This window comes from Labrys sp. WJW (assembly GCF_001676615.1).
Lineage (GTDB): Bacteria > Pseudomonadota > Alphaproteobacteria > Rhizobiales > Labraceae > Labrys > Labrys sedimenti.
Genome location: NZ_LYXZ01000001.1, coordinates 53,749 through 70,771, shown reverse-complemented (window position 1 = coordinate 70,771; position 17,023 = coordinate 53,749). Strand labels below are relative to the sequence as shown.

Below are 17,023 nucleotides of genomic sequence, written 5' to 3'. Positions count from 1 at the left end.
ACGAACGCTTCCGAACTCATCTCATGCCGTCGCGCCGGGCAGGTAGATGCGGTCCCCGGCAAAGATGACGTCCGGAATGGCGATATGGCCCATGTTGAGCAATACCGTTTCCCGCACATCGGCCGAATGGTTGCGCGCGATGCCACCCATCGTATCGCCATCGCGGGCGATGATCGGCTGGTAACCCTGGCGTTCGAGCTCGGGATTGAGGCGTCCCTCGCCATCCTGCGCCCCGGCCGGATGGGTCTGCACGAAACTGGCCTCGACCCAGCCCATATGCTCCGTGCCATCCGCACCGTGGGCACTGACGGGAACCCAGGTCTTGCCGGATTCGTCGGTTTTGGAAACACCCGTTTCCTTGACCAGGGAGCCCGGCCGGATCACTGTCACCACACCGGAATCGCCAGCCGGCTCTCCGCGCAGATTGAGCCCGTCATCCGCCGAGACGACGAACTGGGCCGGCGTCGCCTCGGGCGTGCCGGGTTCTCTCGGAAGAGGCTTGTTCGGCCCCGTCTTCGTCGTGGTCGGCGAGGGGGTTGAGGAACTCGTGGCCGTAGGCGAGGTCGTGGGTGCTGGCGTCGTCTTTGACGGCGTCGGTGTTGGCGTTGTCGGCACCGGTGTTGTCGGCGTTGGCGTGGAGGTGGTGTTGCCGGAGGGCTGTACCCCGGGGGCATTTGTCTTGTTCTGCTGATCCAGCCAGTTCGCGACCACGATGCCGCTGAACAGGATCATGCCGCCGCCGAAGGTGACACCGAAGACGACACGATCGAAGCCTGACATACTAGGCTCCCATTTCCCGCGTCCCAGTCCCGTCCGGGCACCGCGTGCCCACAGATAGGCCGAACCGAGGAGGAAGGCGGCATTGTCGACCGTATCGGCGGCGCCCGGAACGAAGTCGAACCCTTTTGACACGAAATCCGGCATGCCAGGCAGGCTCGAGAGGTTCGAGCCGTCCTTGGGGATGGAATCGCCGAGCGAGAGGCCGCTCCCGATCGCATAGGAGGGCAGGTTCCATTTGTCAGCCATCGGCATGGTCGGCCGCCCGGTGCGGGCTTCGCGCACGGCCTTGGCGAAATAGAAGGCGTTGCTTCCTTCAAACAAGGCTCCGCCGGCACCGCCCAGAGTGACCGAGGTGGGGATGCCGGCCGCCTGGGTCGGCAGATAGCTCAAGGCATCGCCGATCTTCATGATGCGGCCCAGCGGCGTGTGGAGCGCCGTCCATTTGCCCGGCAGGGCCGCAGTGGCGCTCATGGTCAGACCGCGCCAGGCGAGACCGCCGGCTCGCATATAGGCTTGGATATGCGGTGGCAGGGCTGGCCAGACGGCGGCAAAGGTGGCCGTGGCGGTCGTGGTGAGAACGAGATCGTCGACGCCCATCGCGCGCATTTTTGCCAGCGCCCGCACTGGCGCCGAGGCGGGCGTGTAGCCGTTGAGGGCCGAGCGCTGGTTGGCCTTCAGCAGGGCGGTCTGGAAAGGCTTGAGCACATCGACCTGGGCTGGCGTGAGGGCCTGCAATTGATCGTCCTTCAGGCCTGCCAATTGGCTCGGCCTGAGTTTTTTCACCTGCTCTGGCGTCAACTCAGCCAGTTGCGAGGGGCTGAGCTCGGCCAGATCGAGATATTTGATGCGTTTGGGCGCAATGGCGCGCAACTGATCCGGCGTCAGATCCCTCAATTGATCCGGCGTGAGATTGATGATTCCGCTCGGCGAGAGGCGGGCGATGTCATCCGGAGACAGGTTGCGGACCTCGATGAGTTCGTCCAGGAGCTTGCGCCCTTCCTCGCTCATCGCTTTCTTCTGGGTGTCGCCAACCGCCTCCATCTGCGCCAGCGTCAATTCAGGAATCTGTTCGCGTGTCAGAGTGGCTGCCATATCTGCGACGGATGCATTGGGCAGAGCGCGCAGCTGTTCGCCGGAAAAGGCTCTGATCTGCGACTTGGTGAGTGCCGAAAGCTGATCGGGTTTCAGCCATCCGGCCTGGTTGGCGTCCAGACTGGCGATGTCGAGATATTTGACGCGATTGCTCGGGATCGCACCGATCTGGGCCTGCGTCAGCTGCCCCTGCAGGCCGGATCGCTTGAAGGCTTCCCATTGCTTCAAGGTCAGCCAGGAGACCTGCTTGGGCAGCATGGAGCCGATATTCAGGTCTGCAATGCGGTTCTCCGGAATCGAGCGCGTTTGAGACCGCGACAGATGAGGCAGCAGCCCGGCCTGATTGAAGGCTTTCCATTGGCTGTTGGTCATTGCCGCGATCTGGGCCTGAGAGAGGCCCTCGATCTGTCTTTTCGTCAAACTGGCGCTATCGAGATACTGGACGCGATTGTCGGGTATCACCCCGATCTGGCCCTGAGTCAGATGCTCCTGCAGGCCCGCCTGATGGAGCCCCTGCAATTGCTTGCCATTGAGGGCCGCAACCTGAGCCTTGGTCAGCGAGCGAACCTGGGATTTCGTCAGGGATCCGGCGTCGATATTCCTGATCCTGTTTTCCGGAATCGCCTGCAATTGGCTGCGCGTGAGCGAACCCTGCAGTCCGGCTTGTTTGAAGGCTTCCCATTGCTTGGGCGTGAACGCAGCGACTTGGTCTGGCTTCAGCCAGGGCACGTTTTTGGCGTTGAGCTGGGTGAAGTCCAACTGTTTGGGATCGGTGGTCTGCAATTGCTTGCGCGTGGGAGGCGTGCTTTTCGGCGATTGCCCCGAAGGATTGGGGCCGGTCTTCTTGCCCAGAGTGATCGGGTCGATGGGGCCATCGCCGGCAACATGCACGTTGCTCGGGGAGGCAGGAGGCGCAGTATTCTTGCCACCTTTGAACCAGAAGCCCTCTTGAGCGGCATGGTTGGGCTGCTGGAGCGTTGCTCCCCCGGAAATATCGGTCAGGGGCAGGCCGGGCAGTTCCACCACCTCCTTGCCTCCCTCGGCAGGCTTGATGGCGTCGGCAAGCTCGACAGGTCCGTCATAGGCGCGCGTCCGCACGCCGAGCCTGTCTGCCACCTCGCCGGCGAGGGACCGCGTGAGGGGACTGCCGGTTTGATGGTCGAGGGAACCGGCGCGGCAGGCGAGGATCGTGATGCTCTGGCCGTCGCGATAGCCGGTATTGCGCAGGTCTGCGATCAATTGGGTCGCGCCGGGCAGGTTGGTCTCGTCGGCGATCACGAGGAAGGTGTCCTTGTCGATCGCGCCCTTGTTGGACAGCCCGATCGAAAGGTCCTTGGCAGCGACAGGCTGCCCGCCGATCTTCACCGTGCCGTCGGGAAGATAGTTCAGCGTGCGGCCGTTTTCCGAGCCGAACGAGCGTGTATTGACCGATGCAGGCAAGGTCGTCGGGTGGGATCCCCCGGCCGACTCGTCGGCCGCGAGTGGCCGGGTGGCTCGCAGTCCCTTGACACCCAGGCCCGTGCCGGCCACGCCGACCCCGAGGCTGGTCAGCGCGCTGGCGAATTCCAGGCCGCTCATCTGGTCGCCATAGGCGGCCAGGTCATGGGCCGATACTGCCGTCAGCGGCACGCCCGTGCCGATGGCTGCCCAGTCGAGGCCCCGCGCGGTGCGGTTGAGCCCGCCCGAACTTCTCATATAGGCGTCTGCCGTCGTGGCGACGGAGGTGCCTTGCCCCGTCATGCCGATGCTGGCCCGGAACGCCTGCGTCACCGACAATTCCGTGGTTTTCGCCATGCCGATGGTGCGCAGCACGCTCGATCCCATCGGCAGGACGGTGGTGGCCACCGTGCCGATGTTCATCATCGATTCCATGTCGCCCAGTTCGCCGCCATGGTGGAGATAGTCCACTTCCTTGATGACGGCGCGGGTGCCGAGATAGGCGCCCCCGGCATAGGCTACGCCGGCGGCGAGCGGCGAGAAGGGATTGGGTATGACGGCGACGGCCGTGGCGAGGGCGGTGCCGATGCCCACGATCGGATCGACGATCTTGTCGAAGGTCGAGACATTGCGGGCCTGCACGACCTCCAGGTCGATCTTGCCGTCGGCCCCGGGCTTCATGTTGAGACCGGTCGGCACGATCAGCTTGCCGCTTTCCTGGAACTGGCGGTTGTTGTCCTGGAAATCCTTGATGGACTCGAATTTTTGGCCGGTTGCGTCGACATACCAGGTCTTTTCGCCGTCCTGGACGGCGAAAAGCGAGACCTGTTGCGCACCGACCTTGTCGTCGACATAGAACAGGGGCACGACCTTGACGGAGGTGGTGTTGCCGCCGATGTCGCGGATCTCGTCGACCACCTTGTCGAGGGTCGTGCGGCCGTCTTCGCTGGAGGTATCCAAGCCGAGCGTGCGTGCAACCAGCCCTTCCTGGGCCTGGCGACCCTCGAGCGGCTTGAACTGGTCATTGTAGCCGGAATTGTAGAGGTTCTGGAACGTAGCCTGGTAGACCGACATCGCCTGGTCGCGATGGTCGTCGAGATAGACACTCTGGAGATGGGCGTAGTAGGGCGCCGATCCCGCATCGTCCAACAGCTTGAGCGGCTGGGTCAGCAGGAAGGAATACCATTGTTCGGAACGCTCGGCCGATTGGCGGGCATTCTCGACGCTGGCGCGCTGATCCTGCGCCGCGTCGAGCCGGATCTGCGCCGCCGCGACGTCGGGATGCACCCACAGCCACTGGCCGTTGATCTCCATGCGAACAGGCTTGCCGGCCTTGACGATGGCATCGATACCGCCGCGCTGCACGTCGCCGGCCATGTCGGGTGCTACCCCAACCTTCTGGCCATCGACCGTGACTTCCACGGGCTGGGTACCCGGGGGCAGCAGGCCTGCCGGCGCCTCGACACTGCCCGGGCCATGCTGCTTGAGGGCGCCGTCGAGATCGGTCTTGAGCCCTGTGATCTGCTTGTCTAGACCGTCCCGCACCAGGCCGAGCTGGTCCTTCATCATCGCCTGGATCTGCTGGCCGGCGGAGACCTGCGCCGCCTTGGCCGCCGCCAGGCCGCCCCGGCCGTCGGCGTAGCACATATTGGCGTTGGCGGGGTTGTTGAGAAGCGCCTGCCACTGCTTGTTGAGCTCGCCGTTGCGCAGGTCCTCGCGGATGTTCTTGTCGCTGGCCGCGAAGGTCAGTTGAACCCGCTTGGTATCGTGCTCGTATTTGGTCTCCAGATAGAGCTGATGATCCTTGGGATCCTCTATGACGTTCTGTTCCTTGATCTTGCCCAGATAGTCGCCGCCAGCAGTGGAATATTCTTCGTTCCAATCGAACATGTCCGGATGGGCGGCTTGGTACTGTGCCAGAATCTTCTGCCTGAGATCGGTGGCCTGAACCTCTTGGCCAGAAAGCGTGCTCGTGGCCGAATAGAAGTTGGAATAGGCGGTCGCCGCATCGACCTGCTTGCCGGCATTCTCGCTCAATGTCTTGGCATCGCTGAGATTTTTCTCAGCCGCCGTGCGCTCGGGCGTACCCGGCTTGGTGGCGTTGACCTCCTGCTGCCGGACGCCGACCAGATAGTCCGCCAGCGCCTTGTCGCCCTGGCTGGAAGAGAGCCCGGCCTGGTAGAACAGCGCGGTCACGTCGTCATGGGCCGCCTTGGACTGGGCGTCCTTCAATTCGTAATTGGTATGATCGTTGGCGGCCGTGGCTCTTACCGTCGCCTGCCCGGGCAGGGGCGGCGGAGGCGGCAATGTCGCCTGCTTGGTGATCGCCTGGTCGAGAAGGCTCTGGGCCTTCTCGTAGGCCTCGCGCGCCGTGGTCGCATTGGTGAGCTGGGTGTTGGCGTCGGTGAGGGCCTTCTTGGCATCGGCGAGCGAACCCTCCGGCGTCGGCGCGTTCCATTGCAGGCCGAAGGGAGCCAGCTTGTCGTCGAGCAGGGCCTTGGCGTCGGCCATCGCGCCCTTATAGGCGGGATCGAGTGCATAGACGTTCAATTGCGCCTGCGACTGGTTGACCTTGGCACTGGCCTCGGCCCGCTGCCCGATGGCGACGTTTTCGGCGGCCATCGCCTTGGCCACCACCGGGTCGACCCATTTGCCGTTCATCGGCACCCAAGCGCCACCGGACGGCGCCTTGCCGGGGGGCGGGGTGCCATAGGGGTTTTCCGCCGTCGGATTGGTGCCGGGCTGGCCCTCGCCATATTTTCCGATGGCGTCCTGGGTTTTTTGGTGCAGGTCTGTGACGGCCTGCTGCAGGTCGGGCAGTTCCTCGCCGGCGAAGATGCCGTCGAGTGTGGTCTTGACGATCTCAGCCTTCTTGGCTTCCTTCGGATCGGCGCTCTTGGGATCGATGGAAACGAGGGTCTGGGCGAGTACCGCTTCGGCGCTGTCGGGCTTGACCTTGACGTCGCGTCCGCTGGCATCATCGTGCAGCGTCATGCTGCCATCCGGCTTGGTGGTCAGCGTGTAGCCGTTGAAGGTCACGGAGACGGTGGTGTCCTTGCCCTGCTTCACGGTGCGCGTGGTGCGGCCATTGCCTTCGACCACACTCTTGGTCTCGGTCCCATTGGCTTCCGTGCTGGTGGTGACCGCATTGCCCTTGTCGTCGGTCGTGCGCACGGTGCGGGAATCGTGCTGATAGTCCTGGTAATAGCCGGTGACGGTTTTGCCGGTCTTCTGGTCGACGATCTCGGTCGATTGCACGTCGCCATTGTCGCTGGTGGGTTGGTTCGTCTTGACCTCGAGGCCGGCAGCCGCGAGCTGCGCGGTCACCTGCTCCTTGGTCAACCCGCGTTCGGCAGCGATCTGGTCGATGCTCTTGCCGGCGGCGACATCCTTCTCGATACCCTCGGCCCCCTTGCGGGTCGGATCCTGGTTGGCGGCGAGCGTCGTCTTCTGCCCCTTGGCGTCGGTTACCACCGTGGTGGACTTGCCGTCCGCTCCGGTCGTCTTCACCGTCGTCACGCCGGTGGAAAGTTGCGTCGTCTGGGTGATGGTTCCGGTTCCCAGATCGTCCTCGCGGCGGGTCGTCGTCGTCCCCGTCTTCGGGTCATAGTTCGTGGTGATCTTCTGGCCGGATTCGTCGCGCACCGGTGTGTCGGTTTCCTTGCCCTTGGCGTCCTTCACCTGCGTGTAGTAGGTGCCGTGCTGGAAATCGTAATATTCAGTGACGGTCTGGCCGGTCTTGGGATCGCTGATCTCAGTGGTGCGGACGTCGCCATTGTCGCTCTTCGGGTCGGTCGTCTTGATGCCGAGGCCGCCGGCCTTGAGCTCATTGAGCACCTGGTCGCGCGTCAATCCGCGTTCGGTGGCGATCTGGTCGACGCTCTTGCCTGCCTGCACGTCCTTGACGATCGCACCGGCATCCGCTCCCGGTTTCGGCGTATCGACGGGAGCCGGATTGTCGACCTGTACGACCGCCGGCGTGCCGCTCTGCGGCGTGAGGAACAAAGCCGGGGTCACCGTCGGCGTGCCGGACGTCTTGAACAGGGGTGTGTTGCTCGCCAGGGCCAGCGGCGCAACGACCGGGCTCGGTGCCGCCGGCGGCGGCTCGAGTTTCGTCAGTTCCGTATTGGTCTGCTTGAGTTCCTTCTGCAGCTTGGTGGCCTCTTCGGCCTCGCCCATCTTCTGCGCGAGCCGGATCTGCTCGCGAAGCTTTTGCGCCTGAGCCCGAAGTTCTGCGATGCGGTCGATGTTATTCTTGGGGGTGATCTTCGGTGGTGGCGGCGGCAAAAAGATGGGACGAACGACCATGCGTTGTATCTCCAAAGCAGCCCGATCTCCTGCGCACCTCCACCGGAACGCTTGAGCCGGATCTCAAAGTGACGGTGGCCGCCTCATCGTGAAGGCGTCCAGTAGACATCGTATTCGGTGAGGTGCTGTTCCACGGCACGCATCGCTTCCTTGACGTCGACGCCGGACCGTTGAGCGATGAGGGCGATCAGGATCTCCGCCGCCGCGAGGGCCGGCGTAACGCTCCTGAAGAAGGAATGGGATTCGACCGTGACGATGACGCTGGCACGGGCCAGGCGAGCCAGCGGCGACACGCGGCTGTCGGTGATTGCCACGATGGTCACGCCGCGCTTGGCCGCACGGCGTGCCACCTCGACGGTGGCGCGGGCATAGGGCGCCATGCCGACCACCAGCATGACGTCCCCGGGACCGGCATGGCGAAGGGCGTCGACCTCGCCCTTGGCGGCAGCGTCGAGCAGTGTGCCGCGATCGTCGAACAGCGAAAGCAGGCGGGAAAAGTGAGTCGCGACGACCTGTTCCGAGCGCAGCCCCAGGCAATAGACACGCCGCGCGCCGATCAGGATGTCGGCGACGGCGACATGCTGCATGGCACTCGTATATTCGCCCAGGCGGGCGACCTGGGCGGCGAGCATGTCGGTAGTCGCGCTGACTGTCGAATAGCCTTGGCCGTCCTCCGCCACGTTCGGTGTCTCCACCGCTTCCGCCGGTTTGGCGGCCGATTTGGCGCCTGGCTCACGTAGTGCCTGCGCGTAGAGAGCGCGCATGTCTTCATAGGCTTCCAGGCCCAGCCAGCGGGCCAGACGCATCATGGTGGAATGCGAGACGCCAGCCCGCTGCGCCTGCTCGCGCATCGATATCAGCGCCACTTCCTGGGGGTGGTCCAGAACGAACCGGGCCGCCAGCTTCAGTTGCGACGGCATGGTCTCGAACCGCTCGACCAGGAGCTGCGTCAACGGACCTTCTCTCATTGCGACGACCCAAATCTATTGATGACAAGAGTATGACATGGCCTTCGCCAATGCAACAATTGGAACTTATTAATAGCACGCATTCCAAATGGACTTTCATTCTAAGATTCACTAGCATGCCGGTGACGGCGATCCGAGCGATGCCCTTCGCGGTCTTGTGATCTCGCCGTTCGAAGCGCGATTCAAGGAGTGAACGATGTCCGTGTCTTCCCTAAATCCAAATGCATCCAGCACCCCCAGCGGGGCTGTCGACGATGCGATCGCGAAAATGGAAAAGATGTTCTTGCTGAACCTGAAGCTTCAGGTGGCGACGACTGAAATCGGCGTCAAAAACAAGGCCGCCGACAACATTACCCGCGGCAGCAAGACCTGAGTGACAAGCGCCGCCGGCCTGGGCTGGCGGCGCTTGAACCGTATTGTCGGAGCCGTTTTGCGCAGGCGCAGATCGGAAAAGGCGGCCCGATTGGGGATTGGGGACTGGAACGATGCCCACCGGATTGATCGACAAGGCTCAAGGTGAGGCGCGTGCCCTGCGTCGGCCCTCGTCACCGCCGGCTGCGAATGCGGACAAGACCCGATTCGAATCCGAATCGGTCATGGATTTCCTGGTGACCGATGGCCTCCACAAGGGGGCCGGTATCGGATTGGGCGAGGCGGACTACACGATCGGCTCAGGACCGGATGCCGACATCGTCCTCAGGGATGCTGGCATTGCCCCCCTTCATGCGCGCCTGCGCTGCCGGGGACGCCGGGTGGAAATCGAGGCCATCGGCGGAGCACTCGACCTTGCAAAGGCGGAGATCCTGCCCGAGGGCCATGGCCGCCGCTGCCGCCTGCCGCTCGACGTCGGTATCGGCGAAGCACGGTTTCGCCTGGAATCCCGGGGCGGATCGGCAATGGCGGCACGTCTGGGCGGCGGAACGTGGCTCGGGCGCTTGCTGTTCGCGAGCGGCGCCGTGATCCTTACTGTGGTGGGAGCTTCGCTCGCCCTGAACTGGCTGCCGAGCGCCACGGCATTTTCCTCCCAGCCCCACCGAACCGACGTGCCGCAGCCGCTTGCCGACATCTCCGAAAAACCCGCCGCGCAGCCGGCCGTCGTGAGTTCGACCGATGCGGCTGCTCTGGCGAGCCGCGCTCGTGACGACTTGGCGGGGCGTCTGGCGGCTGCCGGATTTTCCAATCTGACCATTGCTGCCGAAAAGGACCGCGTGGTCGTCTCGGGCGTGCTGCCGGCACTGCAGGGCGAGGCTTGGCGGAACGTCCAGGCCCGCTACGACCAGGCCTATGGCGATCGTGTGCCGCTCGTTTCGCGTGTCGAGACGGGCAAGCCGGCGCAGTCGCCTCCGCTCACTCTGCGGGCGATCTGGTTCGGAGAGCGGCCCTATGTCATCGCCGGTGATGGTGCGCGTTACCATGAAGGGGCATTCGTTGCCGGCGGCTGGATCATCGAGAAGATCGGCGAGGATGACCTGCGGCTGGCCAAGAACGGTTCGACGCTCACCTTGAAATACCGATGACCCGACGGCTGGATGCAATTCGCCTCGATGCCCCCAATCTTGGTTCGTCCAGCCAGGAGACGAACGTCAAGGGCTTGCAGGGCCCCCCGGTCAACCGGCGGCGGCTGCATTCGATCGACTCACGCTCCGAAGAGGCCGGCAAGGCCGGCAGGAGCGAGCGCTCGGAAACGGCGGCGCGATCGACGGGCAGGGCGGCAGGGCTATCGGCCAAGCGTTCTCTCGACGACGAGCTCCAGGATTTCGTGATGCCCAAGGGAGCCGGCTCGGCCATCTTGCGCCGCTCGGTGCCCATTCTGCGCTACTGCATCACCGACCTAGTGCCCCAGCTGGAGGGCGGAGACCAGCTTCGCAGCCTCGCCCAATCGCTGATGGAAGAGGAAATCGAACGTCATCGCGACCTGATGGCGCGCCTGCAGAAGGAAACCGAAAGCTGACCGACCGGCAGGACACCGTCAAGCTGCTGCACCTGCTGGGCTATCTCTATGGTCGCCACGGCCAGGTCAAGCGCGGCACGGCCTATCTCCTGATCGCGGCGCAGCTCGAGCCGGCGAATGCGGAAGTCCTGCAGACCCTGGCCCATCTGCTCGTGCTGGGCGGTGAGGCGGGCAAGGCGCTCGCCACGATCGAAAGGCTGGAGGAATTGGAAAGCGCCGATCATCCCGCCCTCGCCTTGCTCAAGGGCAAGGCCTTGCTGGCGGCGGGGCGCCCCGTGGAAGCGCGGCGGTCCTTTCAGGACTTTCTTGCGCAACGAGAGCTGAATGAGCATGCCTGACCGCATTCTGACGTTCCTTGCCAAGGCCGCCAAGCGCGCCGATCTCGTCATCGCGATCATGATGCTGGTGGCGGTGATCATGATGCTCATCCCGCTGCCGACCGAGCTGGTCGACGTGCTGATCACCATCAACATCGCCATCAGCGTGCTGGTACTGCTCGCCGCACTCTACGTCACCCATCCGCTGGATTTCTCGTCCCTGCCATCGGTGATCCTGGTGGCGACGCTGTTTCGCCTCGCCATCACCATCACCACGACCCGCCTCATCCTGCTCCAGGCCGATGCCGGCCAGATCATCACGGCATTCGGCACCTTCGTGGTCGGCGGCAGCATCGCGGTGGGACTGGTGGTGTTCCTGATCATCACCATCGCGCAGTTCCTGGTCATCGCCAAGGGAGCGGAGCGCGTTGCGGAAGTCGCCGCACGCTTCACCCTGGATGCCTTGCCCGGCAAGCAGATGAGCATCGACGCCGAATTGCGCAATGGCGACATCGACAAGACGGAGGCGCGCCGGCTCCGCCAGCGCCTCGAGCGAGAAAGCCAGCTCTTCGGCGCCATGGATGGCGCCATGAAATTCGTCAAGGGCGACGTCATTGCCGGCATCGTCATTATCCTGGTCAACCTGATCGGCGGTATCGCCGTCGGCACGCTGCAGCACGGCATGTCGGTCGGCGTGGCCGCCTCCACCTATGCCCTGCTGACGGTGGGCGACGGCCTGGTCGCCCAGATCCCGGCCCTGCTGGTGGCTGTGGCCTCGGGCACCATGATCACCCGCGTGTCCGGAGCGGAGGGGGAAGGCGATCTCGGCGGCCAGATCGCCGGGCAATTGCTGCGCGATGCGCGCACGCTGGGCCTGGCTGCGGTCATCCTGGCCGGTCTCAGCCTGGTGCCTGGCTTTCCCGCCATCATCTTCCTGATCCTCGGTGCCATCTTGGGGGCAGGCGCCTATGCCATGCACCGCAATGCCAAGGGAACAAAGGAGGAGGTACGGGGCTCGGCTTCCGCGATCGCCCCAGATGTCGCGCGGTCCGGCGTGGCTTCCGACTCCCTCGCGGCCGAGGAAGGGGAGGAGACCCTGCCTTCGACCCGGATCCTGGTCCGCTACGGCAAGGGCACGTTGCTCGACAGGGCCGTGCTGGACGACCATGTGGGCGGTATTCGCCAGCGCCTCTACGACGATCTGGGCGTCGAGCTGCCCCGCATCGGCGTCTATGAAGATCCGGCCTTGCCGGGTCAGCATGTCCGCATCGACGTGGAAGAGGCGCCGGTCCTCGAGGCGGATCTGCCCGAAGGCCGCCTCAGGGTCGAGGGTGATGCCGCCAATCTCGCTCTGCTCGGCCTTGCCTATGAGGAACGTCCTGTCGGCCCGCGGGAGCATGCCTTGTGGGTCGATGCGGGTGCAGCATCGGCTTTGGCCGAGGCTGGGCTGGTCTCCTTCGAGCCGGGAGAGGTCGTCGGCCAATGGGCCGAGGACGTGTTGAGGCGCTATGCCGGGCATTTCGTCGGCATCCAGGAAACCCGGGCGCTGCTTTCCGAAGCCGAGCAGGATTATGGCGAACTGGTCAGGGAAGCGCGTGAGGCCGTGCCGTTGCAGAAGATTGCCGAGGTGCTGCGCCGCCTGGTGGCGGAAAACGTGCCGATCCGCAATCTGCGTATCATTCTGGAAGCCTTGGTGGAGGCGGGTGCCCACCAGCCGGATCCGGCTTTGCTTGCCGAGCATGTGCGCGTTGCGCTGAAGAGGCAGATCAGCTTTCGTGCCGCCGACCGCAACCGCGTCATCGCTGCCTATGTCATGCAACCCTCGGCAGAGGAACTGCTGCGCGCCGGCCAGCAGACGGCGGCGATGGGCGGCTTCCTCGGCCTGCCGGAGGAGCAAGCCCAGTCCATCGTCACGCAGATCGGCCGGGCTCTCCGGGAAACCGCGCCCGACGCCGCGCCGGTCGTCCTGACGGCGGGAGACGTCCGGCGGCACTTGCGCACTTTCTTGGAGCAGCACGGCATCGAGCTTGCGGTTCTGTCCTATCAGGAGCTCGCACCGGAATTCAACGTGCAGCCGCTCGCCACCATCACCAGCCTGCAGGGCCAGGGCGCGGCCCGGCCCTCGCTCGCAACCACCCGCCCGGCCAAACAACATGAGGGGGCCGCCTGACACGGGGCAGGCACGGGCGCCACCGACAGACGACAGGAGAGGAACGGAATGACAAGTCACGGCAGGGCCGGCCTTTGCATGGTCACACATGCAACGGGCCTCGCCCCGGAAATCGGTTGGTCTCTCCTGTATCGGCAACTGGCCGTGCTTGCCGTTTTCGCGCTTCTCCTGCTGGGCCTGATGCCAGGCGCCCACGCCCAGACCATGACCAGCCTGCCGAGCAAGCCTAGCGTCGACCTCGCCGTGGGACAGGGGCGGCTGTTCCGCTTCAAGCAGCCTATCGAATCCGTGCTGGTGGCCGATACCACCATTGCGGACCTGCAGATCGTCTCGCCGCAGTTGGTTTATGTCTTCGGGCTGAAGCCGGGCCTGACCAATCTGATCGCCGTGACGGCCGACCAGAAGGTCGAGGCGACCACCGAATTCCGGGTCAGCACCGATCCCAGGCCTGCCCAGCGGGCCCAGAAGGTGATGCAGCCGCGCGGCGCGACCAATCTCACCATTTTCGGGGACCGCATCGTTGCCAGCGGCAATGCGGGCAGCGTCGACGAAGCGCTCGATACCGACGATGTCGCGCGCACCTATTCGCAGCCGGACCGGCCGCCGATCAACGACACCACCATCTCAGGTTCGCAGCAGATCAACATCCGCGTGCGCTTTGCCGAGATCTCGCGCTCCGAATTGCTGTCCTTCGGCGTCGACTGGGGCGTCTTCGCCAATTCGGGAAATTTCTCCTTCGGCCTGTTGAAGACCGGCGGCGTGAGCGAGGGCGGCGGCAATCTCGGCATTGGCCTGCGATCCAATGCCGTCAATGTCAGCGCCCTCATCGAGGCCCTGCAGCGCAACGGCATCGTCAAGATTCTGGCCGAGCCGAACCTGACCGCGGTCACTGGCCAGACGGCCAGTTTCCTCGCCGGTGGCGAGATCCCCGTGCCGATCCCGCAAAGCCGCGATACCGTGACGGTGGAATACAAGTCCTTCGGTGTCTCGCTCAACTTCACCCCGACCCTGCTCCCCAACAACCACATTGCCATTCACGTCAAGCCGGAGGTCAGCTCGATCTCCGATTCCGGCGGTGTCAGCCTGAACGGCTTCAACCTGCCGAGCTTCGTGGTGCGGCGGGCCGACACCACCGTTGAGGTGGCAAGCGGGCAGACTTTCGCGATCGCGGGACTGTTTCAGCAGAGATTTGCGAAAAGCCTGCAGAAATTCCCCTTCCTGGGCGACGTGCCCGTGCTCGGCACGCTGTTCCAGTCCGAGCGTTTCCAGCGCGAGGAAACCGAACTGGTGATCCTGGTCACGCCCTATCTCGTCCAGCCGGTGCGAGGCCACGACCTTGCCACTCCGATCGACCGGCCGGCCCGAACCAAGAAGGCCCGCAAGCCGGCGAATACCGCCGGCATGGGCCTCATCGTGAAATAGGGAGGACGGGAGCAATGCGCGCGAATTTCCTGCGGGCCGGCCTTTGCCGGGGTCTGGCTCTCCTCGGCGTGATGGGGCTTGCCGGTTGCTCGGCCGGCCCCACGGCCGATTATTCCCCCGGCTACAGCTATGTGGCGACCAATGCCGGCCAGGGTTCAGCCAAGGGCGCCACAGGTTCGGTGCTGGTGCCCGATGCCTGCCTTGGGCCTCCGGCCGACGTGCAGCGCCCCGCCTGGGGCACGGTGGAAGCGGCGATGCCCGATCTCGGAGCCCATCTGCCGCCGGGCTGTGCCAATGCCTACAACCTGCAGCGCATGACCGAGAGGCAGGGGGACCTTGTCGAAGGTCGGCGCATGGGCCCGGCTGCCGGCGTCACGACCGCGCGCGCGGCCCGCAAATATCTGCTGGGGGAGAAAGAGGGGGATGCATCCTCATCGGAAAATCTCGGCGGTGCCGGCGGCAGCGCGACGCAACAGTCCTCCGACTAGAATCGGATCCTGGTCCAGGGAAGCATCGGGCCATCGCTTAGCTGGCGCTGGTCGCCGCGTTCATCAGGCCGAGCGCCTCGGCGCGCTCCTTGGGGCTGGCCTTGGCGCGGATCGAGCGGGTGCGGGCCAGCAGCGCGTCGACCTCGCTGCTGGAAAGCCCGACGGGCGGGGCGGCGCGAACCTGGCTGTCCTGGCCCAGCAGGCCGTAGCAGACCACGAGGTTGCGCTTGTGATGCAATTGCGCGTCCGGAGCGGCGGCGACCTGCTGGATGAACGGCATCGCTTTCGGCGCGTCGCCGGCGAGGGATGCGGCGAGCGCCATATTGGCCTTGATGTCGAGATCGCTGGGCGTCAGGGCCAGGGCACGCGAGAAGGAGGCCTCGGCCGCACCGGTCTGGCCGGCCACGGTCTGCGCCACGCCGAGCCGGTTATAGGCGCTGGATGTGTTGACGATCTCAGCGCCTTCGCCGAGGGCGCGGAGCCCGGCCTCGTTGTCGCCGGTCGCCATCATCGCCGAGCCCAGCCCGACGAGGGCCTTGCCGTCCTTCGGCGATTTCGCCAGCGCGGTACGATAGGCGCTTATCGCGCTGGGATAGGAACCGGCGCGGACATAGGCATCCCCGACCTCGACATTGGCCGTCGCGGAGGCGTCGGGTGCAGCGGCTGCCCTCTCGTAAAGGGCGAGCGCGGTTCCCTTGTCGCCATGCGACTCGACATCGGCCGCCAGCCGCATCAGGCGGGAAGACTGCGTGTTCGATGCGCTGCCCAGGCCGACAGCGGGCGTGTTGGCAGTGTGCGCCGTGGTGCAGGCCGAAAGCACCATCATCGCAAAGACGGGACAAAACGCCGTGCGCAGCCGCATGCCGATCCTCCTGAAAGCCGCCGGATCATATCGCAAGCCTCCTGCCGCGGAAACCATATACGCAGGTCATCCACGAAGAACCTCGGAAAGATGCGCGGCCGCGCAGGAAATAGCGACATCACGCATGGTATAGGGCGCTGACATGTCCCAGGAAAGCGAAGAGAAAAAGCTTCCCGCTTCGGAAAAGAAACTGCGCGATGCACGACGCAAAGGCCAGGTTTCCAACAGCCGGGACCTGGTTTCGGGCTTCTCGATCTTCGCGGCCCTTGCCTTCCTCTATATCGCGGGGTCCGGCATCATGGACCGCATCAAGCAATTCGCCGAGCTTGTCGCGAGTGCGCAGTCGGTTCCCTTCGCCCAGACCGCCAGTGCCCTCATTCACCAGGCCATGCTCACGCTTCTCTACATCGTGGTGCCGCTGGCGGGGGTCGTCGTCGCCGCGACGATCCTGGTCAGTACCATCGCGACGCGTGGCCCGGTGTTTTCCTTCGAGCCGCTCAAGCCGCAATTCGAGCATGTCAATCCCGCCAAGGGGCTCAAGCGCATCGCATCCCTGCGCAATGTCGTGGAGTTCGCCAAGAGCCTGATGAAGACGCTGCTGCTGGCGGCCGTCTTCGTCGCCATCATGGCCGCCTGGCTGCAGCCGCTCTTCGAGGTTCCAGCCTGCGGCCAGTCCTGCCTGGAGCCGACGCTGCTTGCCATCCTTACGCCCCTGGGGGCGGCGGCGGCCCTCGCCTTCATCGTGGTCGGCCTCATCGACATGCCGATCCAGCGCGGGCTCTTCTTGCGCGACATGCGGATGACGAAGACTGAGTACAAGAGAGAACACAAGGATTTGGAGGGAGATCCTCTCATTCGACAGGAACTTCAACGTCAGCGTCGCGACGTGACCAGCCGGCCCTACCGGCTCGGCCTCGCCAATGCGGTGCTGGTCGTCGTCGGCGCGGAGTACCTGGTGGGCCTTCGCTATGTGCGCGGCGAAACGCCCGTTCCGGTCCTGGTCGGCAAGGGCGAGGGCGCTGCCGTGCCGGGCCTGCGTGCGCAGGCCCGCGAGCTCGATCTGGCGATCGTCGAGGATGCGGCCCTGGCCGAAGCCCTGTTCGAGCGCACCGCCCCCGGCGCCTATGTCGAGCCCGACTATTTCCCGGCCATCGTCGCCCACCTGGTCAAGAACGGGCTGGTCTAGGGCGGGGGCGCCAGTTATGGCTTCGGCTTTGACGCGAACGTT

11 protein-coding genes are annotated in these 17,023 nt (G+C 64.7%); 7 read left to right on the top strand and 4 right to left on the bottom strand.

Going from position 1 to position 17,023, the window contains the following annotated elements; all coding sequences use genetic code 11:
* Positions 1-21: 21 nt before the first annotated feature.
* Together BA190_RS00250 and BA190_RS00245 are read right to left on the bottom strand one after the other, a co-directional pair.
* Positions 22-7,617 (bottom strand): SH3 domain-containing protein, encoded by a 7,596-nt coding sequence (locus BA190_RS00250; RefSeq protein WP_068281409.1) that lies wholly within the window; start codon positions 7,615-7,617, stop codon positions 22-24.
* Between the two features lie 83 nt (positions 7,618-7,700).
* Positions 7,701-8,570: a MurR/RpiR family transcriptional regulator gene (locus tag BA190_RS00245; RefSeq protein WP_245314463.1), complete on the bottom strand. Its 870-nt coding sequence runs from the start codon at positions 8,568-8,570 to the stop codon at positions 7,701-7,703.
* A 211-nt stretch (positions 8,571-8,781) separates the two neighbouring features.
* On the opposite strand from BA190_RS00245, the gene BA190_RS35640 reads away from it, so the two are divergent.
* From BA190_RS35640 to BA190_RS00235, 3 genes are all read left to right on the top strand, one after another.
* On the top strand, positions 8,782-8,958 hold the full coding sequence (locus BA190_RS35640) for a hypothetical protein (RefSeq protein ID WP_156771301.1): 177 nt from the start codon (positions 8,782-8,784) through the stop codon (positions 8,956-8,958).
* Positions 8,959-9,193: 235 nt separating this feature from the next.
* Positions 9,194-10,102 (top strand): FHA domain-containing protein, encoded by a 909-nt coding sequence (locus BA190_RS00240; RefSeq protein ID WP_162275030.1) that lies wholly within the window; start codon positions 9,194-9,196, stop codon positions 10,100-10,102.
* Entirely contained in the window at positions 10,099-10,536 is a 438-nt protein-coding gene (locus tag BA190_RS00235; RefSeq protein WP_068281406.1) for a hypothetical protein, read from the top strand. Before BA190_RS00240 ends, BA190_RS00235 begins: the two co-directional genes overlap by 4 nt.
* Here BA190_RS00235 and BA190_RS35635 read toward each other — a convergent pair.
* Complete coding sequence (locus tag BA190_RS35635; protein ID WP_156771300.1) at positions 10,491-10,868, bottom strand: hypothetical protein; 378 nt, start codon at positions 10,866-10,868, stop codon at positions 10,491-10,493. The two genes, BA190_RS00235 and BA190_RS35635, sit on opposite strands and share 46 nt — an antisense overlap.
* On the opposite strand from BA190_RS35635, the gene sctV reads away from it, so the two are divergent.
* Genes sctV through BA190_RS00215 form a run of 3 tightly spaced genes read left to right on the top strand, consistent with a single transcriptional unit; the run spans position 10,861 to position 14,933 of the window.
* The gene (gene sctV / locus BA190_RS00225; RefSeq protein WP_068281404.1) at positions 10,861-13,023 is read left to right on the top strand and encodes a type III secretion system export apparatus subunit SctV; all 2,163 of its coding nucleotides are present in this window, start codon (positions 10,861-10,863) and stop codon (positions 13,021-13,023) included. The genes BA190_RS35635 and sctV overlap by 8 nt on opposite strands.
* Positions 13,024-13,071: 48 nt before the next feature.
* Positions 13,072-14,445, top strand: coding sequence for a type II and III secretion system protein family protein (locus BA190_RS00220; RefSeq protein WP_245314461.1), 1,374 nt, complete (start codon positions 13,072-13,074; stop codon positions 14,443-14,445).
* A gap of 14 nt (positions 14,446-14,459) precedes the next feature.
* The gene (locus tag BA190_RS00215; protein ID WP_068281402.1) at positions 14,460-14,933 is read left to right on the top strand and encodes a hypothetical protein; all 474 of its coding nucleotides are present in this window, start codon (positions 14,460-14,462) and stop codon (positions 14,931-14,933) included.
* A 37-nt stretch (positions 14,934-14,970) separates the two neighbouring features.
* Here the strand turns inward: BA190_RS00215 and BA190_RS00210 are convergent, their stop codons facing one another.
* Complete coding sequence (locus BA190_RS00210; RefSeq protein ID WP_068281401.1) at positions 14,971-15,795, bottom strand: lipopolysaccharide assembly protein LapB; 825 nt, start codon at positions 15,793-15,795, stop codon at positions 14,971-14,973.
* 142 nt (positions 15,796-15,937) lie between these two features.
* Here BA190_RS00210 and BA190_RS00205 point away from each other — a divergent pair, with 142 nt between their 5' ends.
* Positions 15,938-16,981, top strand: a complete 1,044-nt coding sequence (locus tag BA190_RS00205) for an EscU/YscU/HrcU family type III secretion system export apparatus switch protein (protein WP_068281400.1) — start codon at positions 15,938-15,940, stop codon at positions 16,979-16,981.
* Positions 16,982-17,023 lie beyond the last annotated feature (42 nt).